This is a genomic window from Bacillus sp. JJ1532 (assembly GCF_036965085.1).
Lineage (GTDB): Bacteria > Bacillota > Bacilli > Bacillales > Cytobacillaceae > Cytobacillus.
Genome location: NZ_JBALOW010000050.1, coordinates 107,331 through 129,925, shown reverse-complemented (window position 1 = coordinate 129,925; position 22,595 = coordinate 107,331). Strand labels below are relative to the sequence as shown.

Here is a 22,595-nt window from a genome sequence, read left to right as displayed (position 1 = left end):
CGAACTACAACAAAACCCTTACATTGAATCCTTCTATGTTAGTATTTGTCTAGAACTCCCCCCCCCTTACCTTGAAGCCCTTCTTATCAGCGTTTTTCAATTCAAACCTCAGAAACGCAACATAGCTTAATACACTTTTTTAACAATAACTTTGTTTTCTGAAATAACCTAAGAAGGGCTATACAGATAAAACTATTGAAAGTATGATAGAATCTAGGGTTTTTAATTTTACATACATATTAATACTTGAATAGATACGCAGTAAATTTTATGGAAAGGAGCAGCCGTATGAATCAGCCAATCGATAAAATATTCACATTAACAGATATTGATGAAATTACAGATTTAATTAGTTCCTATTTGAAAAAGCCTGTTGTGATCGAGAATGAGCAATTTTCTTTACTAGCCTACAGCTCTTTTTATATCGAACAATTTGATAATGCCAACCAGCAAACCATCTTTTCCAAGCGGTGGCCCATTTCGATTCTAGAAAAATTCATGGATGAAGGTATTGTGGAAAAGCTGAAAACGGAAACGAAACCATTCCGTGTCAAGGAAATTAAAGATATTGGCTTAAATCAGCGTGTCGTTTTAAGCTTGAAACATAAAAATAAAATTCTTGGGTTTATTTGGATTCAGGAAGTTAATGACTTGCTAACTGATGATGAGCTCCAATTTTTATCCAATGTGTCTTTTCATATTGGCAAGCTCCTTTACAAGAAATTGCAGGAAAAGCGAAAGAATGATGAAGAAAAAGATCTGTTTTTCAAGAAAATCATTCAAGATTCTTACCAATCGGAAAATCAAATAAAGTGGGAGGCAGCCAATAAAAATATCATTATTGCAAATTTCTCTGTTATTGTTGTCTTTACAATCGGGCAAAATGACGAGGTAATTTTTGATGAGCTGACAGAGACTGTTCGGTTATTCGCCAATGCTCTCAAAAACCCAACTCATCTTTTTTGTGATCAACTAAAGATTATTGTCGTAATGGGCAGCAACTCCGATCATTCTGAACAATTGTCCGAGAGCGCTAATGAATTAACTAATACGGTATTAAGTCAATTTAAAAATCAGCCTATTTATGCAGGTATTGGCCGCCCTTATACTTCCATTCAAAAAATAAATCAGAGCTATAAAGAGGCTCTTGAAGTAATAAATGCAGCAAAATTTCTTAGATCAACTCAGCAAATTTTCGAATATAAAAAGCTTGGAGTTTTTCGTTATCTTGAAACGATCTCAAGACAAAACGATCAGATGAATTATAGAAACGAAGAATTGCTGATCCTGCAAAGAAAAGACCAGGAAAGCCAAACGGATTTAGTAAACACGTTAGAAGTGTATTTATTTAATAATTGCCGGCTCAAACAAACATCCGATCAGCTTTATATCCATATTAATACACTGAAATACAGAATTAAGCAGATTACTGAGCTAACTGGGCTTGATTTGGATGATTTTAATTTAAAATGCCAACTTTATATAGATTTGCAGCTAATGAAAAAAGGGCAATAAAGCTTTATAAAAAAAGATGCCGATTCTATTAAAAGGGCATCTTTTTTTATCTTCATTTTTCCGGAAGCTTAATATACCCAATTTGTTCAACAATTTCTTGCCCTTGTGGTCCCTGCATCCATTCTAAAAAGGGAACAATAGTTGATTTAGGATTATCCTTTATCGATATAGCGTAAAGGGACGCAGTAAATGGATATGTGCCACTCGAAATATTTTCCGGGTTTGGTTCTATTCCGTCAATGGCGATCAGCTTAATATCAGGATTAGGGTTCATGCCAGTAGCAAAAAAGCGGAATGAGAAGCCAATCGCATTTTTATAATTTCGATAATCGGCGACCTGTTCCATAATTCCGCCCATTCCACGTGGGACCTCCTCTTTAAGCGGCTCCATAATGGGAGTATCCCCCATTATTTTTTGTAATAAGGTTTGACTTCCTGAGTTTTCCGGTCGCTGGAAGGCAATTATTCTTTCATTGCGCCCATTCAAATCGGTCCAATTCGTTATTTTTCCGGAATAGATTCCTTGAATCTCAGAAACACTTAAGCTGTGAACCTTATTATCTGGATTAACAAAGAACACAAATGCCTCCTTGCCAATTGGGGTCATCACTAGCTCTTTCCCTGCCCTCTTCGCCATTTCTAGCTGAGATTTCGATGGCTCCGCACCAAAATAGATGTCAATTTCACCTGAAAGCAGTCTTTCATAAGCATAAATCGTGTTTGTAAAGGTGACGATTTCTTCACCACCATTAAGGTTTTCAATATTTTTATACGTCTCTTTAGCAAAAGCTGAATAAACAGGATAAGCCGCTTCAGCCCCATCTAAAATGGGCATCTGATTTCGTTCCGTTATCGTAAAAGTTGATTCTTCCTGAAGCTGAGGAAGTTTATGATTAGGATTCGTCACTGAATAAGGTGTCAAATCAGTACTAGAGTAGCCTCCCCCATAGTCAAACCCGTACGATGGCAAGACTGACTTACTGCGTTGTAATTGGATGGAAGCACCCGATCCAAAGGCAATGACCAGGACCGAAAAAATCATTATCCACTGTTTCGGTTTATAAACTAGGCGTTCTTTTCTTAGCACCAATGTAATTATCAAAGCAATTAAAAGTGAAATTTCATATGCTATAGGCGCCCATATAAAAAGGCTGCCGACTCCCATAAATGACCCTATTAAAAATATCGGAGCGAATGCAATATGAGAAATGGCAAAATAAAACCACAAATCCGCACCGTAAAACCCCTTACTAATGATCATAAATATTGCCCATAAAATTCCAGTATAAAGGAGTGGCATAAAATAGAGCGGCAGGGCTTCCTTTAATTTATCTGGCTCATTTAGTTTCTTTGCAGCGAAAATCCCACAGGCTACGCCCCCTATTATTAGCGGAATAAGGGATGAACTCATGATATTTTCGACTCCACTACCCAATATTGCCAGCGGTAAAAATGACAGTCCAAAAGGAATTATACCGAAATATAAAATCAGAGCCCCGAGCTTTCTACCCAAAATTGACACATCCCCTCAAAATATTTAGTGTAATTTTACACTTTACACTCTGTTTTTGCAATATATTTTGCTAGTATTAATTAATTTTGGCAAAAAGAAAACAGATGCCAATATGATGACATCTGTTTATCGGGTCAATGGGGGACGGCCCCATCCTATAGTAAATCTCTTCTTAATTCTTCTGCTGTTTTTGGAGACAGGTAAACTGGCGCTACTTCAAAAACAGATTTCGCTCCAGCTTGGCCTTCCTTATTTAAACGGTAAGCAGCTCGTGCATACGCCACTAACACGCTAGAAGTGAATTCCGGATTGCTTTCTAAATTCAGTGAGAATTCAATGATTTGTTTATTATTTTCCCCTGTCTGTCCGCCACGGATCACGAATCCTCCATGTGGAAGCTTGGAGTGGTTAGCTTGCAGCTCTTCTTCAGAAATAAAGTGCACCTCTGTAATATAATCCGCAAAATAATTTGGCATAGTTTTAATTGTCTCTTCTATTTTCGCTTGATCATAGCCTTCTTCTGCTACTACATAGCAAACTCTTAAATGTTTTTCAGCAGTAGAGAGCTGAGGGTTTTCCCCACTTCTTACTTTTTCAACAGCCTCTTCAATCGGAACAGTATATTGTACGGCTCCTTTTACACCTTCAACTCTGCGGACAGCATCTGAATGCCCTTGGCTGACACCTTTTCCCCAGAACGTATAATTTTCACCCGCAGGTAAGATTGCTTCGGCCATTAAACGATTAATAGAAAACAGACCAGGATCCCACCCAACAGAGATAATACTTGTTTTCCCGCTTTCTTTTGCAGCCTGATCAACTGAATCGAAATATTCTGGGATTTTCGCGTGAGTGTCATAGCTATCAACCGTATTAAACCATTGAGCAAACTGTGGGCCTTGTTCAGGCAGATCAGTCGCCGAACCGCCGCATAAAATCATCACATCAATTTTATCTTTGTAATTTTCAGCTTCGGAGATATGTAATACCTTCACATCTTTAACATGAATACTTTCAGGTGATCTTCTTGTAAAAATACTAACCAGTTCCATATCTGGGCATTGATTGATGGCAGCTAACACACCACGGCCAAGGTTTCCATACCCAACAATACCTACTTTAATTTGACTGTTCATAGTGAATCCCTCCATAGCTGATAAACTTTTTTATTTTTCATCTTACCTTTTTTTAAGCAAACATACAACAAAAAAACTTTAGCACAATAAAGTTTTTTTACAATTCAACATCTTCTTAAGTAATTTTTATTGCAAATCTATTACTGCTGAATGAGTCTACTGAATAAACACGTTCAATAAAATCTATTTTCTCATCTTTCATGAATAATACAGTCGAGCTTCTTGTCCCATATCCTTCACTCTGGATAAATAATGGGGAAAGAATTCTTTCCCATTCAATCGCTACACCCGTATTAGGGAGGACTTCGTCTGGAGATTGATCTGCATTTTGCAGAAGATTAAATAGGTCAGTTGAAAGGTTTTTCTTTTTTCCGCTCATTATTGCCGCTAATCCCTCTTTGCCCCGCTTCACCTTTTGCCACTCTGTATTTAATAAATGATTACTAACTCCATAAATTCCTGGGGAAAGCTTTTTGATTTCATTTTCGATATTCGAGTAATAGTATAAATTTTCACCATCATCAGCTAATAGATTATAGCCTGGATAGTTGATGGCATCCGCAGCGGCTTTTTTCATATATTCAAAAGGGGTATCGCTACCCTGCAAAAATCCAGCCACCAATTCTCCTCGTGATCGCTTGCCTCCCACTATTTCATTCGGATCCCGATAATTCGTTAGTGCCGCAAATCTGCCGGAAGTTGTAACTCCCATCCAGGTGCCCATCTTTTCTAAATCCCTGCCAGCTAATATATATGGATGATCCTCCCAGTAATGTGCTGGTGCTGTTGGCCGTGCATAAAATTCATCGCGGTTTGCCGCAACGATTAGCCTATATTCAGGATGGACTTTATAAGCAAATAGGATTAAGCACATGTATTTCACCACCTTCATAAGTAATTACGTTCATTTCGATGAACAAAATCTTTTTCTGAAAAGGAAAACTTCAAATAAAATGGAATATACAATATATAATGTCATGTTTGAAAGGAAAACGCGATGAAAATGAATAAATCCTTGCTTTATGCTGGGATAGCTGTGGTCATTGTGAGCTTAGTTGGAAATTATGCATTTTTTGTTTCTAGCCAGCTTCAAAAGCCGATTATGTTAAAGCATTATTATTATGTTCCGTCCACCCAAGGAAACATCATCCATTTACATTATATTGCGAATCGCAGCGATGAGTTAGACATCCAATGGGTCACAATTCCCGGAATGGAAGGTGAATTTTTTTCGAAAGGACCTCAACATGGTCAAAAATATCGGCACTATGAATTAAAAACATTTTCTCTTGAAGTAAATGAAAGATTTTTAACAAACATCGATGAAAATTCCTTTAGCTTTAATCAAGTCAAAGCTCACCTGTCAAATGGGGACAGTCTGACAATGAATATTGGGGAGATTACATTATATAAGTGGAATGATCGTGTTTTACAATCTCAAATCTCTGGTAGCTCCAGCGATCACACGGGGTATCATATATTAAAGGCTGATGAAGATATCGAAATTACAGGATTGGCAATTCCATATGCGGAAGAATTGAAATCCTCCCTTTCTTTAAAGATAAACAGTAATCAAGTCGAGGTTCAGCAGCACTTGAATCAAAAGGTTCCTGGTGTTTTTCAAGATGATGGAAGATCACTCTCAAAAAATTTATTCCCAATCAAGATGAAAAAAAATGAACTACTGTCGATAAGATATCAATTCTCTTTTCAGCAAAATGATTCTGGCCGTTTTAACTACTATGAAATTCGTGCAGCCTTGGAAGTGCAAGAAATGAACGGACAAACCTTTTCTGAGTATTTTTTTTTTTCGTATCAACCCTATCTAGCTGAAAAGGAAATAAGGGAGATTGTTAAGGGGGAAAATAATGACTAATATTCCTTCTTCCATCAACAAGGTCTTTTGGGGGCTAATCCTAGTTCTAATTGATATTAATATCATAATAATCGATATTCTGCCTGATTTTATTGGCTATATTATTATCGTTTCTAGTTTAAAGCAGCTGCCGACTTACTCTTCGCATTTTTCAAAAGCAAGAGGACTTTCAATCTGTTTAGCATTGCTATCTTTAGTGACAATTTTTCAGGGACCACCGATTCCAATGGATGAATTCAGTCTGTCCAACCTGTCACTATTCTTAATGTTCATTTCAACCATACATGGAATTCTTCATTTATTCATGGTTTACTTTGCAATCCTTGGATTCATTGAAATGGCAGAGCAAGAAGGATTTATGCTGTTTGCGAAAAGCGCGAAAAAAGGAATGTTCATTTACGTAATAGGAACCTTTGCTTCTTTGGCATCCATTCCGTTTTTTATGAACGTTAATGATTCCGAAGGCTTTCTTATTATCGGATTTAGCGCCGTCACGACCTTTATCATGGAAATCATCATACTCGTTTTATTAAGGCAATTTAGAATAAGATTTTTGACCGTATAATCAGACAGTCTGCCTAGTTAGCCGCGATTGACTAGGCTGACATCCGTCATGTCTATTTTAATCCCGGATTATCTGTTGAGCTGATCAGCATTTTCCCCAAATAATAAGGTACCAGCCCAAAAGGACGGGTACCTTATTGTGAAAAACAAGCTATCTAAAAGACAGCCCGATCCTATTTTTAAAAATCCACTAAACTTATACGAAAATATTAGTAAGCTGCCAATGAAAAAAATGAATGTAAGAAGCAACTTCCTTCTCTCTACCTACCTATAACACTTTTGACAAAAATGCTGACGTTCTTTCATGTTGAGGTGCAGTAAATAAAGTAATTGGAGGAGCTTCCTCGATAATATATCCTTCATCCATGAATACTACCCGATCTCCGACTTCTCTTGCAAAGCCCATTTCATGTGTTACAACGACCATCGTCATTCCTTCAAGGGCTAATTGCTTCATGACAGCTAGAACTTCCCCGACCATTTCTGGATCTAGTGCTGAGGTCGGTTCATCGAACAACATTATTTTTGGCTCCATGGCAAGTGCTCTTGCAATCGCAATTCTTTGCTTTTGACCGCCTGATAATGAATCTGGATACGAATCTGCTTTACTGACAAGGCCTACCTTCTCAAGCAACTGGTATGCCTTTTCTTCCGCTTCTTTTTTCCCCTTTTTACGGACCTTGATTGGAGCGATTGTAATATTTTCTAGTACGGTTTTGTGGGGAAATAAATTAAATTGCTGAAAAACCATACCTACATCCGCCCGAATTTCGTTTATATTTACTTTCGGTGCCGTTAAATCCATATTATTAATTAAAATTGCTCCAGAGGTTGCCTCTTCCAATTTGTTTAGACAGCGTAGAAAGGTTGATTTTCCAGAACCAGATGGCCCAATAACAACGACAACCTCTCTTTCATTAATTTTTATATTGATATCCTTTAGAACTTCGTTTTCTCCAAAGGTCTTTTTTAAGTTTTTCACTTTAATCATGTGTTTGACAGCCTCTTTTCAACATTATTTAATAAATACGTTACAGAGAGGGTTAACAGGAAATACGTAAACGCAACTGTCAAATACGGTTCCCAAATACGGAAATATTGCCCTGATGCGGCTCTTCCCCAATACATGAGTTCTGGTGCAGCAATAATGGCAGCCAATGATGAATCTTTCAGCAATACGATGAATTCATTTCCTAAAGGAGGAATCATTCGCTTAAAGGCCTGAGGAAAAATTATAAACCTCATTGAAAGAGATTGGCTCATTCCAAGTGAACGGGCAGCCTCCTCCTGCCCTTTATCAATTGACTGAATGCCTGCTCGAAATATTTCTGCTACATAAGCGGCAGAATTTAACGATAAGGCAGCAATAGCAGAAGCAATGGTGCTCGCCGGGGACATGAATAGCGGCATGAACCCAAAGTGTATGAGAAAAAGTTGAACTAATAGCGGCGTTCCACGGAAGAAATTAATATACCAAATAAAAGGTAATCGAAGCCATTTAATTTTAGACATTTTTCCAAGAGCAATAAAAAAGCCTAAAACACTTCCTATAAGAATTCCTCCTATTGAAAGGCCAATCGTTAACGCTAAGCCCTTCAATAGAAAAGGCAAATAATCAATTATGATATCAAAACGAAAATCCATATCACCCACTCCATCCCTGTGCTAATTCAAGAGGTTGTTAAAAGCGCAGCCCAATCCCCCAAACTTAACTGCTATTTCTCAGTCGAAAGCGCTTTAATTACCTCTAAATCAGGAGATACTCCAAACCATTTTTCATAGATTTCAGTGTATGTTCCATTATCAATAATCGTTTTTAACGCCTTGTTTATTTCACCAGACAGACTGTTGCCTTTCTTAAATAAAATTCCGTAATATTCAGGTTCGAAATTTTCATCATCTGGAATCGCGACAAATTTGTCATTTGGATTGTTTTTGACATATTCGTTTGCCACTGTATTATCTGTAATTACTGCCTCGATATCGCCATTTTTTAGTGCCATAAATGCTACACCAAGGGTTTCATATTTTAATATATTTGAATTATTTTCACCGACTATTTTTTCAAGGGCAATTTGGCCAGTCGTTGCATTTTGTACGCCAACCTTTCTCCCTTTTAAATCTATGGCATTTTTGATATCGGTACCCTCTTTAGCCAAAATCATCAGCTTAGATTCAAAATAAGGATCAGCAAAATCATACGTTTGTTTTCTATCGTCCGTGATCGTTATGGATGTTATGCCAATATCGACTTCCCCGTTTTCAACTAATGCAAATAAAGGATCCCAGCCGACATTATCAATCTTATATTTATATCCTGCTTCATCCAGGATTGCACTAATTAGGTCCACATCATATCCAACTATTTTTCCTTTATCCATATAAACGAATGGTGGTGTTACTGCATCTGTTCCTACTAATAGCTCCTTTTCACCCGAAGCATTAGTATTTTCCGTAGAGTTTTTTCCACATGCAGCTGTAAAAATAACGATGCATATTGTAAGTAGACAGAGTACTAATTGATGATGTTTTTTCATCTTCTCTACACTTCCTCTTTTATTTTTTACTGTACAGGAGTACCCATCAGTCAAGAGCCTTGTCCTCACTGATGGGTCGATTTAACTTAAGGTACAAACCTAGGAATTAATTTTCTCGGTATTCTTAGCCTTTTTTAAATAAGAGCGCCAAGTAATAGCCCATTTTTCTGGATTTTCAAAGAAGTCTTGGTCATCCACTCGATGAATGGTGCTATTATGTGGAGCATTTTTCACGAGTTCTGGATTTGTATAGGCTTCGTCTGAAATTTGTGTTAAGGATGCAATATATTCATCTAAATCTGCTTTAGAGTATGACTCTGTTGGCTCAAGTGTAAATGGTTCTGGTATGACAAATGGATGGTGGCTTGACCAATAATGATGGGCAAAATCAGCCATCCGGCGAGAAACATCATCCGTAGTTACCCCTGTTTCCTTTGTTAGCTGTTCCCAGCTATAACGAACTTGCTCCAGCCTTTTTCCATTAATATAAGGAGCACTTGCCCCGCGGATTTTTAATATTTTGTGATATAAATAGTTATTGTTTAAGACAGCAATTTGGGCTACATCCTTTAAGCCTTCTGCGCCAAGCGCTCTTATCCAAGCGTAGGCTCGAAGAACTGTTTGCGGAACGCCCTGGAATGACCGTACTTTCCCGATACTATGTTTTAAGTTGTCATTCAAAACATATTTTTTATCTTGTTTTTCAACAATTGGTCCCGGCAAAAATTCCTTTAGCTTGCTTAACACTCCGAGAGCTCCTGTCGCAGGGCCTCCACAAGCATGAGGTGTAGAGAATGTCTTATGAAGGTTAAAAAAGCACATATCAAAGCCTGCCTCTTTGGCGCGAGTAATGCCGAGTAATCCGTTGGCATTCGCCTGGTCATAATAGCAAATTCCGCCAGCATCATGGACAATTTTTGTAAACTCTTTAATACGGTAATTATAAATTCCAGTATCTTCTGGATTCGCAACGACAAATCCAGCTGTTCTTTCGGAAACAACCGCTTTTAACTCCTCGATATCAGGGAAGCCCTCTTCGTCTGGCTGTAAGGTGATTATTTTAAACCCTTTAACTGCTGCCGTTGCCGCCGCGGAAGGATGTGAAAAACTAGTTGTAATGATTTCATTCCGTTGTTCTCCTTCACCGTTCGCATTATGGTAGGCGCGTACAATGGAAGCCATCGTAAATAATGATTGTGTCCCGCTCCCTGGCTGGAATGTGAAATAATCCATTCCCGAAATCTCTCGCATGCATAAATCTAATTTATACGTCACTTCAAGAATTCCTTGTACTGTACTAACATCCTGTAACGGGTGAAGCTCAGACATTTTTGGTGATGAAGCAAAGGTTTCGTTTATTTTTGGGGAATACTTCATCGTACAAGTGCCTTGCCCAATCTCAACGTTAAAAGCCGCTCCCAGTGTTTCTTGTGATAATCTCAAATAATGGCGCAAAACACGATTTTGGGAAATCTCAGGAAGATTAGGCTGTCTTTTTCGAACCATTTCAGATGGAATAGCAGAAATTCCATCTCCTACACTATTGATAATTTCATCCTCTACTGCTGGAAGGGAAACTCCTCGCTCCCCGCTTTTGTGAAGTTCAAAAATAATCGGCTCATCCCACTTTGCCTGATGGAAATTTCTAACTTTATGGGATCTATTAATTTTTTGCATGTACATTCTCCCCTTCCTCTTTGCTTTCGATCGAATCTAAGCATTGCTGAATCGTACTAACAAGTTGATCAATATCCTTTTTTGAATGAATTTCCGTAATACAGAATAATGCGCATTGGCCTAATTCAGGAAAATCCTCAGATAAGTCTTTTCCGCCAAAGATTCCATTATCAAGTAAATATTTATTAATTTCCTTCACGGATTTACCAGTATGGTTAAAATCAACCACGAATTCTTTAAAGTTTGTGGATTCAAAACGGGATGCCACTACGCTTGGTATGTTTCCAAGCTGTCCCATTGCATATTGCGATTTTTGCATGATGGACTGTCCTAACTGATACATTCCTGTTGGCCCTAGCAATGATAAGTAGACACCAGCTGTAATCCCCCATAAAGCTGTTTGTGTCCCAACAGATTCCTTTCCGTTCTCCCTTTGGGCAAAAGATGTTCTATCATAATAGACATCTCCGAAACCATATTCACCTTCAACTACAGTCGGCGCAATTCCAAACAATCTCGAAGGATATTCCTGTACAAAAGTAATATCATCATGAGTGGCGATAAATCCTGATTGGCCGCCTCCATAACTCATATGCATCCCAAGCGGCTGAAGATCGCCGCAAACAATATCTGCCCCATAATGGCTTGGAGGAGCCATTACACCAAGGGAGCTTGGATCAACCCCTACCACCGTAATCGCACCCTGGCGTTTTGCTAAACTGCTAATCTTCTGTCCTTGAGTTTCAATAAAACCAAGGTAGGAAGGGTTTTCAAAATAAACGGCTGCTGTATTGGCAGACAGCTTTTCTTCAAGATCTGCCAAATTGATTTGACCGGAATCTTCTTCATAGTCCACAAGTATGCATTCGATAAATGGTGAACAGTAATTTTTAATAACTTTCAAACGGTCCGGGGATATCGTTTTCGGCAATAATACCTCTGTTCGGCCAGTAATACGTCCAGCCATCCGGATTGAGGTTGCCGCAGCTTGAGCCCAGTCAAATGTTGGGACATTGACAACATCCATATCTACTAATTCGGCCATCAAGCTTTGATATTCAAATAACGCTTGATACCTTCCATGGTCCTCATAAGGATCTCCAGCATAAGCAGTTAAAAACTCTGCACGTGAATTGATTTCGTCACAAACAGAAGGAATAAAGTGATTCCAGCAGCCTGCCCCTAAAAAGTTTAAGTACTCTTTTGTATTGATATTTTTGTTTAAAATCCCATCTATATATCTTTTTAACTCGTATTCTGATAATGATTCCGGGATATTCATCTCTTTTTTATAGTGCAATTCTTCAGGTATACCATCAAAAAGCTCTTCAATCGTTTGAACACCAATTTCTTTCAGCATTTCCTCTTTTACTTCTGGAGCTGTATTTGGAATATATGGATGTGCTCCCGCGTTATACTTTCCCATCATGTTTCTCTCCTTTTAATAAAAATTTTAAGCTAATCCTCCGCCGTCAACCGTTAACACTGTTCCTGTTACCCAAGAGGCCATATCACTCGCTAAGAACAGAACACCTTTGGCAATATCAGATGGCGTGCCAATTCTTTCTAAAGGACGCCCAACAGCAGATGATTTAAGAAATGACTCTTCCTCATGCTGTAATTGCTTCGCTTCATCTCTAAGTAATGGAGTATCTGTATCACCAGGGCATATACAATTGGCACGAATATTTTGTTTTCCATGATCAATGGCCATTGCTTTCGTTAAATTGACTACGCCTGCTTTCGCAGCACAATAGGAAGCCGCTAGATCTCCGCCTTTTAACCCCCAGCCTGAACCTGTGTTGACAATACTGCCACCGCCATTATTCGCCATAACTGGGATGACAAACTTTGATAATAAGAAGGCACCTTTCAATGAAACATTTAGAACGATATCCCAATCCTCTTCTGTATGATCAACGACCGTTTTTCTTCTAATAACACCAGCGTTATTAAACAAAACATCAATTCTCCCAAACTCCTGTTCAATCTGTTTGGCAACTGATTCACATTCAGCAGATGAAGTCACATCACATTTGAAAAATACAGACTTCCACCCCCTGTCATTCATTGAACCCGCAACGGCTGTTCCTTTCTCTTCATTAATGTCAATAATGGCTACTTTTGCACCTGCTTCTGCGAACAATTCAGCAGTTGCCAAGCCGATGCCAGAGGCAGCTCCTGTAATGACAACCACTTTATCTTTAAGTCCTAATAATTTTTCGTAATCTAATCCACTCCATGTTTTGCTATTTTCTTTGCTGTTTACGTCAATCATTTTTAGTCCCTCCTTTTTATTACAATCTATTACTTGCAATTACTGTGCCAATTTTCACATTTATTAAATAAATATGATTTTGAAAGAACTTAACTATATTTCAGCAATTTTTGACAGTTTTATTGACAGACTTTTTTGACAGGCATGACAAAAGTTGTGTCAAAAATGGCACATGACACCTCATACGATTGACTATTCTGAATTTTATAAATAGAATAAAAGAGTCTTACATAGAAATTTTTAGGGAGAGTAGACAAATGATTCTGCTAAATTCTATTTCGAAAGTTATCCAAGCTTTTTCTAAACTCCTTCACCTTGATATTGCCTGCTTTAATCCTGATGGAAAATTAATTGCCGCAACAGAAAACTATATTCACATTAAGGGAGAAAAGGCATACGCTCCATTCTTTAAAACTCTTTACGGCAACCACATTACTTTTCTGCATCAGCCGGGAAAAATGAATATGTGCACAGGATGTCATTTCATCAATAATTGCCCTTCTAAAGCAGAGCTAATCCAAGACATGATCATCCATGGGAAAAAATATGGGTATATTTCATTTGTCAGCTTCTCTGATGGGAATGAAAGGATTTTAATAGAAAATCAAGACTATTACATAAAGTGGCTATCACAATTAAAAGAAATCATTGTTTCCATATTGAGGGATAGTAATGAAATGAAAGTGGAGGAAGCAAGTTCAAAAACAGCGCCAAACTATATTTTTGGAAAAAGTCCTTCTTTCCTTCAAATTCAAAAAATTATTAGAAACATAAAAAATAGTTCCTCCTCCGTATTAATTACTGGAGAAACAGGTACGGGAAAGAGCTTACTAGCTCAATATATTCATAGTACAAGTGCTGTCCAAAACGGACCATTCGTTGAATTAAACTGTGCAACAATTCCAGAGAATTTATTTGAAAGTGAATTATTCGGATATGAGGAGGGAGCATTTACGAATGCAAGAAAAAAGGGAAAACCAGGTTATCTTGAATTGGCGGATAATGGAACGCTTTTTTTAGATGAGATTGCAGATTTGCCTTTATCCTTGCAGCCGAAGCTATTAAAGGTTTTACAGGATGGCGTGATTCAGCGGGTAGGGGGAACACGTTCAAGGAAGGTTAACTTTCGCCTAATAGCAGCTACAAATCAATCATTATTTCAACTAATGAATGATCATTTATTTCGAGTGGATCTTTTTTATCGGTTGAATGTTATTCCCATTACTCTTCCTTCATTAAAGGAAAGAATGGAGGATTTACCTTTATTTGTTTCAAGCATAATTAAAAAATTACAGGATCGTACCGGTAAGACGATTTATTCCTATACAGATGAATTCTTAAGATCACTCTCTTCCTATCATTGGCCAGGAAATTTACGTGAGCTTGAGAATGTCATTGAGTATAGTATGAATATGGAAACAGAAAATGTATTAACCGAACAATCTCTTCCCTCCTACCTCTTTCAGAAATGTTTAAGCACTTCTATTGAAATGCACGAACAAGAACCATCACTAGTTGAAGCCGAACGGGAAGTCATTATTCAGAAGCTTCAGTATTACGGTACTAGCTATATTGGCAAGCAAAAAGCAGCCGAAGATTTAGGGATAAGCGTTCGTACTCTATACCGAAAAATGGAAAAACTACATATTCCTTCATAGAAAACTCATATTTCATAAGACTAAATATCAGATAGAATTAGACTTAGAGGACATTGGTTATCATTGGGTGGAAATATTGGATGGAGCGTGCACCATTGACAGTGTTTGGTGACCGCTCTTGGCTTTTTCCTATAAAAATCCCCCAAAATGTCGAAAGTTACATTTTGGAGGATTCCTATTTTCTCCTATTCCGCCTCTGTCAAACTCTTCGCAGCCTCGAATAAAATATGCACCCCATTAGCTAAATGACCTGAATCAGACCATTCCTCTGGACAATGGCTTAAACCGTTTTTACTTGGTACGAAGATCATGCCAACCTCTGTAACATCCGAAAAGACCATAGCATCATGTCCGGCGCCGCTATTGATCGAACAATAGGCAATTCCCAATTCTTCGCTCTTTTGCTTGAGAAGAGAACGAACATTTTCACTAAGTGCTTTTGGCTGAATATATAATTGCTGCTTTACCGAGATCCGAATGCCATCTACTTGATAGGACTGAATTAATGTCTGCACCTTCTCCAGCACACTTTGAACATTCTCTTCTTTTCCTGAACGAATGTCGATTGTGAAAATTGTTTTATCCGGAATAACGTTTGCACCGTTCGGATAGACATGTAAGCGGCCAGTAGTGATGACCGTCCCTTCCCCTTCTTTCTGGGCAAGATCAGGTAATTGTGCAATAATTCTTGCTGCTGTCACTAACGCATCTGATCTGCGATCCATCGGAGTTGTACCTGCATGGCCTGCTTGACCCTCAACCGTTACCTCAAGCTGAGTCAAGCCCACAATCGCTTCTACAACGCCAATTGGAATATTAGCTTCTTCTAGAATCGGGCCCTGCTCAATATGTAATTCTAAGAAAGCCTTCATTGTTTTCGGATCTCTTACCTTGACCAAGGATGAATCTAATCCGATTGCCTCCATCGCTTCAACCGTTGAAATTCCGTCCGAATCCTTAAGTTTTTTGAAATCTTCCTCGTTCAGTGTGCCAATGATTCCTCTTGATCCCATGAGGCCTCCGCCGAATCTCGATCCCTCTTCTTCAATCATCGCAATAACTTCTAATGGATATTTTGGCTTCAATCCCTTTTCTTGAAAAAGGGCAGCCACTTCTAGACCTGCGACAACTCCAGCAGCTCCATCGTATGCACCGCCGTTAGGGACTGAATCAAAGTGAGAACCGACAATAACACTTGGCGTATCCTTCATACTTCCTTCAAGCCTTCCAAAAATATTGCCTAAACCATCTTCACGGACTGCTAAACCATACTCCTCCATGGATTCTTTAATATAGTTTCTTGCCAGTAAATCCTCTTGACTATAGGTAAGGCGAGTTACCCCTTTTCCCGGAGTTGCCGTAAATTTTTGCAATTCTTTAATATGGTTTTCAATTCTTTGTTGAGACTTTGACATATGAATCCCTCCAAAACTAGAACTTACAAAATGAAAGATAAGCGGGCCGATATTACTTGGCCATTTCATTTTACCAAATAAATCGAACCCGCAATATTTTCAATTTCTGTTGAATGAAGTTAAAATTATTTCAAGAATCCTACGAAAATACCTGCTAATACTACGGAAACCATTGTAACGGTGATGAATCCTCCAACAAGCATTGGCGGCAGCATATGACTTGTTAGAACCTCTTGTTCCTTTTTGTCTTTTGTTAATGATTTAATGACTTCATTCGTAATTATATAGTCTGCTGGAAATCCATATAATGCTGTCAAGGAAACCGCAAACGCCATTTCTTTACTCACCTTCAATACCTTTCCGATAATGAACGAAAAGATGTACATTCCGATTACACCTAACACAATAGTTCCAACTAAAGGATAGATAATTTCAAGCAACATGCTTGGAGTCGCATTTTTTAATGAGTCAAAAACAAAGAGCATTAAAATCATAATACCTATTCCAAAGCCATTTGCTTTAAATAGAATTTGTCTTTCCAGAAAACCAACACTTCTTCCAATAACGCCAAATACTAAACATAATACAAACGGACTGATCTCGAAAATTGGTGCAAATGACTTTGATACAAGATAAGCTAGTAAACCGACAATAGCTAGACGAAGGAATTTAAAATAATCTGTGTTGTACTCTTTAGGCAGCTTTTTAAATAGCTTCGGTTCATCTTCTTCACTAGAATCACTCTGTTCAGCTTCTAATTTTGATAAATTTCCACTGCGATATTCCTTAAGAAGCCGTTTTCCTTCCTTCTTTAATACGATAGAAGTTAATGGATAACCTGCAAAACCTTGCATGACATAAATAACGATGGCAAATACAGATAAGGACATAAGACCTAATTCTTTTGCACCTTCAGACATAATAACAGCAGAAACGATTCCACCTACTAATGGCGGGATCGCAACTACAACAGTGTTCCAGTCCCAAATAAATGTCCCAATTCCAAATAACGCAGCAATAATTCCTAAAATACCAGATAACGCAATAACGATCGTCTTCCATTGCTTTATTAGTTCTTTAACTGAAAGTAACGTCCCCATATTTGTGATGATTAAATAAATCACCATCGTTGCAACAACTGGCGGTACACCAGCAATAGGTACGATATCCTTCGGGAAAAAAGTCCAATATCCGATAAGAAATAAAACCGCACTCACAAATACGGATGGGATCCAGGCTTTTGTTCGAGTAGAAATAAAATCTCCAATATATAATATGAAAACAACAATGACTAAAGCTAACATTTGGGACATGAGAATCCCTCCCTTTCATTAAAATCAATTTACCAATATTACAAAAGATTCAAACAATTATACGAAAAAAAATGTCTTTATACTGAAATGGAATGTGTACCGGGTTTAGTCGTGCTTGAGAAACAATCCGGTACGTATCCTTCTACTATTTATTATTTTCTAAATAGGTTAAAGTCGCTATTCCTAAAGTTTTCGCTGCGATCAGCATTCCTTTTTCATCGATATCAAATTTAGGATGGTGATGTGGGTAGGTTTCTTCCCAATCAGGATTTTGTCCGCCTGTGAAGAAAAATGCTCCCTTAACCTTTTGAAGATAATAAGCAAAATCCTCTCCGCCCATTTCCGGCTCAATTTCAACAACAGCTTTAACACCAGGTACTTGTTTCGCGAGTTCTACAACAAACTCCATTTCCTCTTTCGGATTGCAGGTTGCTGGATAGCCCTTTTGATAGTCGTACGAATATTCTACATCTGCAGCTAAACATGTTCCTTTAATAATGCGTTCTATTTCAATTTCAATAAACTCACGCGTCTTTTCATTAAAGGTCCTCACTGTACCAGCAAGTGATGCAGAGTCCGCAATGACATTCGGAGCATTCTTTGCTTCAAATGAACCAATGGAAATTACCGCTGAATCAAGTGGAGATACTCTGCGAGAAACAATCTGCTGAATATTGCCAACAAGCTGTGCGCCAATGACAACACTATCTTTTGTGCGATGCGGCTGTGAACCGTGTCCCCCACGGCCTTGGATTTTCACTTTGAAGAAGTCAGCGGCTGCCATCATAGGTCCTTGCCGATATTCAATTGTTCCCACAGGAGCAGTTGCCCAAATATGCTGGCCAAAGATTACATCGACTCCATCTAAACAGCCATCCTCTATCATCGCAATCGCTCCGCCAGGCAGAACCTCTTCCGCATGCTGATGAATAAAGACAACATTTCCTTCAATCTCTTCCTTTATAATATTTAATACTTTTGCCAAGACAAGCAGTGTAGCTGTGTGGCTGTCATGTCCGCAAGCGTGCATAACTCCAACTACTTTTGATTTATATGGCACATCGTTTTCTTCTTTAATCGGAAGTGCGTCAAAGTCAGCACGCAATGCAACTGTTTGGCCAGGCTTTCCACCGCGCATTGTGGCTACAACCCCACGTCCTCCAACACCTGTGCGGACCTCATGGCCTAACTTTTCATGATACTCAGCAATATATTTGGGTGTATTTTCCTCTTGGAAAGAAAGCTCTGGATATTGATGTAAATATCGGCGTACTTCTACCATTTCATCGTAAGCCTGATCTAATAACTCATAAAGCTTGTTCATATTCATTCACTCCCACTTAAACGGCTAGAATATTTTATCGAAATAGAAATATTCAGTTGTTTTTCTATATGGAATATAATAAAATATCTGAAAATTAATTCAATGTTCATTTGTACAATGTTAAGGTCTAATTATTGTATAATAGTCCATAAGGAGTGATTTTATTTGATAAAACAACAGCTATTTACTTTACTTCAAAATAAATTTAATCATATTTCTTTCAAACTATATTATTTCAAAAAAACAAACCAAAGGGCCCAACTCCTATATTCTCATGGTGATATGACAGATATTGATATTCCCTTATTAGCATATCACTCAGTAAAAAAGTACCACGTTCAGCCGAGTACTAATCATATCCTTTACACATTTTTCTACTCAGAAAATGATCAGGTCCATTTTCAACTTTCTAATTCCGCCATCCACTTGTCTAGATTTGAGCTTGATGAACTTTATATCCTTTTTTCTGTAGTTGGTCTAGAAAATAAAATATGCGCAAAAGAGATTGAGCTAACAAGTATGATAGAGAGCACCCTTTCAATCACTGCCTCCCTAAAGCTTGACGAGGTTCTTGATAAGATTGTTAATCAAGCCCTGAGCGTCATTCCTGCTGCAGATGCTGGCTATGTACAATTAGCCAATGATCGAACAAAGGATTTAACGGTAAAATCAGCAATTGGATTTAATAATAAGCTGCAAGCAATCAGAGTAAAATTCGGGGAATCCATTACAGGAAGAGTATATCGCGATGGAAATCCTGTAATCTATTACTCAAAATCCGAAATCTACGAAGGAATGGAAACTCTTTCGAAGAGGAACTTCACTAATATTCAAAACGCTAGTGATCATTCTAAATTAAGATCCCTCATTTCAGTCCCTCTAAAATTAGATAACGAGCCAATAGGTGTCATGACTGTTCATCAATACGAAGCGGAAGGAAAATTGACAGAGGACGATCTTCGATTATTAGAGGGCTTCGGGGCGCAAGCAGCAATTGCCATTCAAAACGCAAGACTTTATCAGGAAAAAAATGCTCAATTAGAAGAAATCACAGAATTAACAAAACGCTTAGAGGAAAAAAATAGACTCCTATTAAGGAGAGCAGAGATTCATGAAAACTTAACTCGTCTCTCCTTACAAAATAAAAGTGTAGAGTACATCATCAGGGAATTAAATCGAATGATGGGCAGTGAGGTTTTCTTTTTTGATAATCTAGACTCCGAGCTTTTTCCGAAAAAAACAATTCATTATCCATATTTAAGCAATGACGAGTTTGCTGAAATCCTCAGGTCTAAGACAAAACCATTTTATATAGATATTAATGATGAGAAGGAAATGAAATATTATGTATATCCGATATTAACGGACCGCGTTTCCCTAGGCTGTTTTATTATCCCGTTTCTAAAACCGATTTCATCCCAAGACAAAATGACCATTGAACAAGCAAGCTCTGTTCTGGCACTAGAGCTAACAAAGCAAAAAACCCAGGCAGAAGTTTATTATAAAAAAACAAAAGAAGTCTTCAATGACCTGCTGAACAATAAAGATTCAGTCGTTTTGGAGGAAATTGGAGAGGCGTTAGGTTTAAATACCAATTCATACTTCTCCGTGCTTTTGCTAGAAATTGTTTCATACACAGACCTGCAAATATTAGAGGCAGTTATTCATCGTCTCATTTCTAGAATAAAGCGGAGGATCCCTGAAAAAGGAACACTCATATATGGATTTCATAATAAAGTCACGATTCTCTTTTCCACAAATCACCCAAGTGAACTTGATGAATTGGCATCGATGTTCGATTCCTTATTATTGAAATGGGGAAACCAAGAAAACATCCCTCTTTACGCCGGTCTTAGTTCCTCTTATAAGGGAATGCACGCCATTTCGAAATGCTATGACGAGGCAAAAAAATCACTTGCTTTTTTAATCACCCGGCATAAAACAGGAGTCATGAATTACAAAAAGATGGGGATCAATCGACTATTTCTCGCACAGCCTTCCCCGGAAATTGAGCAATTTGCCAATGATATTTTGGCTCCATTGCGATCGGAAAGAGCACAAAGCAATGATTTAGAAAAAACACTTTTCACCTATATAAGACTGAACAAATCGATAATCGAAACGTCTGAAAGGCTGCATGTTCATAAAAACACACTCTATCATCGCATAAAAAAGATTGAGGAACTGCTCCAGCTTGATTTCAATGATCCAGATGACTATTTACAAATATTATTAGCCTGCCATCTGCATGAGAATTTTTCTAATAACGAATAGGCTCCAGTTATTCTGTTCTCAAACATTCGATAATCATATGAGTGCCTGTCCATTGCCCTATTGCAAATGATTTCAGGACAGGTACTTTTTTACATTCCTCCCTGTACAAAATTCTGAATATTCATTATAATAATGCGAATATGAAAGATTCTCCTGCTGATTTTTCAACAATTGAATAGAAACACCATGAAGGATCTATTTTGTTCTGAATACTGGGGGAATTAATATCCATGCAAAATATTCAAATAAGAAATAAAAATACGTTGCTAATGATCGGTATTATTTTCGTTGCATTTACTCTAAGATCTGCGATTACCTCGATTGGCCCTTTAACAGGGCACATCCGGGATGAAACAGGAATTTCTAATGGGATAGCAGGGCTGCTAACTACCTTGCCGCTCATTGCCTTCGGACTGATTTCGCCTTTTGTGCCCAAAATCGCAAGAAGGCTTGGAAATGAAATGAGTGTTATGATTGGATTATGTATTTTAGGTTCAGGAATTATGATTCGCTCTGCCGGCACACTTTCTCTCCTGTTTTCTGGAACAATCTTGATCGGCTTAGGAATTGCCGTTTGCAATGTACTGCTACCTGGAATTGTCAAACAATCCTTTCCAAGAAAAGTCGGGCTTTTAACTGGTATTTATACTCTCTCAATGGGAGTTTTTGCTGGTTTAGCACCTGGTCTTAGCATCCCGCTTGCCGATTCGGTTGGCTTAGGCTGGAAAATGTCCCTTGGAATGTGGGCACTAATCATTTTAATAGCTATCGGCTTTTGGCTGCCTCAACTTAAAGTGAAAGACATAACCTTTGATAGCCCCAAACAAAAACAAACCGGCTCGCGCATTTGGTTTTCATCTATAGCATGGCAGGTAACCCTCTTTATGGGATTGCAATCAATGGTTTATTTCAGTATAACCGCCTGGTTTCCAGAAATTCTGCATACTCAAGGATTTAATATTGCTATTGCAGGCTGGATGCTTACTATATTCCAATTTTCTGGGTTGCCTGCAAACATCATTATTCCTATTCTTGCTGATCGGCTTCCAAACCAAAAAAGTATTGCCTTAGGCATTGGCCTCCTATGCTTAACTGGTTTATTCGGATTAATGTTTGTCACGAATAAAGCCCTTATTATCTGTTGTATTATTATGCTTGGAATATCCCTTGGAGCAGCTATTAGCCACGGTCTAACTCTTATTGGGCTGCGGGCGGCAAATGCAAAGCAAGCCTCTGATCTTTCTGGGATGGCGCAATCTGTTGGGTATTTATTAGCAGCACTTGGACCATTTATGATTGGTTTCATATTTGATTTCTTTCATACTTGGACGATTCCGTTAATTCTGCTTGTTATCATTACAGTTATTTACACGATAGCTGGAATTGGAGCCGGACGAAATTTATATGTTTTACAGGAAAAAACAAACACACACGAGCATAAGAAAGCCCCTTCCACTATTGCTTAAAATAGAACTATCATAAATGCAGGAATTTTCCCTTATATCTAGTATTTTA

18 protein-coding genes are annotated in these 22,595 nt (G+C 38.1%); 6 read left to right on the top strand and 12 right to left on the bottom strand.

Translation table 11 applies throughout. The features are described 5' to 3' along the window. The first annotated feature begins 288 nt into the window (after positions 1 to 288). On the top strand, positions 289 to 1,515 hold the full coding sequence (locus tag V7122_RS17920) for a PucR family transcriptional regulator (protein ID WP_335527999.1): 1,227 nt from the start codon (positions 289 to 291) through the stop codon (positions 1,513 to 1,515). A gap of 52 nt (positions 1,516 to 1,567) precedes the next feature. Here V7122_RS17920 and V7122_RS17915 read toward each other — a convergent pair whose 3' ends face one another. The 3 genes from V7122_RS17915 to V7122_RS17905 form a co-directional block, all read right to left on the bottom strand. Continuing rightward, positions 1,568 to 3,028, bottom strand: a complete 1,461-nt coding sequence (locus tag V7122_RS17915; protein WP_335527996.1) for a PstS family phosphate ABC transporter substrate-binding protein — start codon at positions 3,026 to 3,028, stop codon at positions 1,568 to 1,570. A gap of 155 nt (positions 3,029 to 3,183) precedes the next feature. Beyond that, on the bottom strand, positions 3,184 to 4,164 hold the full coding sequence (locus V7122_RS17910; protein ID WP_335527993.1) for a diaminopimelate dehydrogenase: 981 nt from the start codon (positions 4,162 to 4,164) through the stop codon (positions 3,184 to 3,186). 115 nt (positions 4,165 to 4,279) lie between these two features. Next, positions 4,280 to 5,038, bottom strand: a complete 759-nt coding sequence (locus V7122_RS17905; RefSeq protein WP_335527990.1) for an NRDE family protein — start codon at positions 5,036 to 5,038, stop codon at positions 4,280 to 4,282. 123 nt (positions 5,039 to 5,161) lie between these two features. On the opposite strand from V7122_RS17905, the gene V7122_RS17900 reads away from it, so the two are divergent. Both V7122_RS17900 and V7122_RS17895 read left to right on the top strand, forming a co-directional pair. After that, the gene (locus V7122_RS17900) at positions 5,162 to 6,040 is read left to right on the top strand and encodes a hypothetical protein (protein WP_335527987.1); all 879 of its coding nucleotides are present in this window, start codon (positions 5,162 to 5,164) and stop codon (positions 6,038 to 6,040) included. Beyond that, complete coding sequence (locus tag V7122_RS17895) at positions 6,033 to 6,605, top strand: hypothetical protein (protein WP_335527984.1); 573 nt, start codon at positions 6,033 to 6,035, stop codon at positions 6,603 to 6,605. The genes V7122_RS17900 and V7122_RS17895 overlap by 8 nt, the downstream gene beginning before the upstream one ends. 267 nt (positions 6,606 to 6,872) lie before the next feature. Here the strand turns inward: V7122_RS17895 and V7122_RS17890 are convergent, their stop codons facing one another. From V7122_RS17890 to V7122_RS17865, 6 genes are all read right to left on the bottom strand, one after another. Beyond that, on the bottom strand, positions 6,873 to 7,595 hold the full coding sequence (locus V7122_RS17890) for an amino acid ABC transporter ATP-binding protein (RefSeq protein WP_335527981.1): 723 nt from the start codon (positions 7,593 to 7,595) through the stop codon (positions 6,873 to 6,875). Continuing rightward, a complete protein-coding gene (locus tag V7122_RS17885; RefSeq protein WP_335354359.1) occupies positions 7,592 to 8,248 on the bottom strand; it encodes an amino acid ABC transporter permease in 657 nt (218 codons plus the stop codon). Before V7122_RS17885 ends, V7122_RS17890 begins: the two co-directional genes overlap by 4 nt. Before the next feature lie 71 nt (positions 8,249 to 8,319). Then, entirely contained in the window at positions 8,320 to 9,141 is an 822-nt protein-coding gene (locus V7122_RS17880) for a basic amino acid ABC transporter substrate-binding protein (RefSeq protein WP_335527978.1), read from the bottom strand. Positions 9,142 to 9,240: 99 nt separating this feature from the next. Continuing rightward, entirely contained in the window at positions 9,241 to 10,818 is a 1,578-nt protein-coding gene (gene gcvPB / locus V7122_RS17875; protein WP_335527975.1) for an aminomethyl-transferring glycine dehydrogenase subunit GcvPB, read from the bottom strand. Then, positions 10,805 to 12,244 (bottom strand): aminomethyl-transferring glycine dehydrogenase subunit GcvPA, encoded by a 1,440-nt coding sequence (gene gcvPA / locus V7122_RS17870; RefSeq protein WP_335527973.1) that lies wholly within the window; start codon positions 12,242 to 12,244, stop codon positions 10,805 to 10,807. Before gcvPA ends, gcvPB begins: the two co-directional genes overlap by 14 nt. A gap of 27 nt (positions 12,245 to 12,271) precedes the next feature. Continuing rightward, positions 12,272 to 13,096 carry an SDR family NAD(P)-dependent oxidoreductase gene (locus V7122_RS17865; protein ID WP_335354363.1) on the bottom strand — a complete coding sequence of 275 codons (825 nt, stop codon included), beginning with the start codon at positions 13,094 to 13,096 and terminating at the stop codon, positions 12,272 to 12,274. A 257-nt stretch (positions 13,097 to 13,353) separates the two neighbouring features. Here V7122_RS17865 and V7122_RS17860 point away from each other — a divergent pair, with 257 nt between their 5' ends. Next, positions 13,354 to 14,754: a sigma-54 interaction domain-containing protein gene (locus tag V7122_RS17860; RefSeq protein ID WP_335354364.1), complete on the top strand. Its 1,401-nt coding sequence runs from the start codon at positions 13,354 to 13,356 to the stop codon at positions 14,752 to 14,754. 185 nt (positions 14,755 to 14,939) lie between these two features. Here V7122_RS17860 and V7122_RS17855 read toward each other — a convergent pair whose 3' ends face one another. The 3 genes from V7122_RS17855 to V7122_RS17845 form a co-directional block, all read right to left on the bottom strand. Next, positions 14,940 to 16,169, bottom strand: coding sequence for a Zn-dependent hydrolase (locus V7122_RS17855; protein WP_335354365.1), 1,230 nt, complete (start codon positions 16,167 to 16,169; stop codon positions 14,940 to 14,942). Between the two features lie 125 nt (positions 16,170 to 16,294). Continuing rightward, positions 16,295 to 17,482 carry a hypothetical protein gene (locus V7122_RS17850; protein WP_335354366.1) on the bottom strand — a complete coding sequence of 396 codons (1,188 nt, stop codon included), beginning with the start codon at positions 17,480 to 17,482 and terminating at the stop codon, positions 16,295 to 16,297. Between the two features lie 145 nt (positions 17,483 to 17,627). Continuing rightward, the gene (locus tag V7122_RS17845) at positions 17,628 to 18,806 is read right to left on the bottom strand and encodes a M20 family metallopeptidase (protein ID WP_335527970.1); all 1,179 of its coding nucleotides are present in this window, start codon (positions 18,804 to 18,806) and stop codon (positions 17,628 to 17,630) included. A gap of 165 nt (positions 18,807 to 18,971) precedes the next feature. Between V7122_RS17845 and V7122_RS17840 the strand changes: the two genes are divergently transcribed. Both V7122_RS17840 and V7122_RS17835 read left to right on the top strand, forming a co-directional pair. Continuing rightward, positions 18,972 to 21,080 carry a helix-turn-helix domain-containing protein gene (locus tag V7122_RS17840; RefSeq protein ID WP_335527968.1) on the top strand — a complete coding sequence of 703 codons (2,109 nt, stop codon included), beginning with the start codon at positions 18,972 to 18,974 and terminating at the stop codon, positions 21,078 to 21,080. Between the two features lie 230 nt (positions 21,081 to 21,310). Beyond that, positions 21,311 to 22,546 carry a CynX/NimT family MFS transporter gene (locus tag V7122_RS17835; RefSeq protein WP_335527966.1) on the top strand — a complete coding sequence of 412 codons (1,236 nt, stop codon included), beginning with the start codon at positions 21,311 to 21,313 and terminating at the stop codon, positions 22,544 to 22,546. Positions 22,547 to 22,595: the final 49 nt, after the last annotated feature.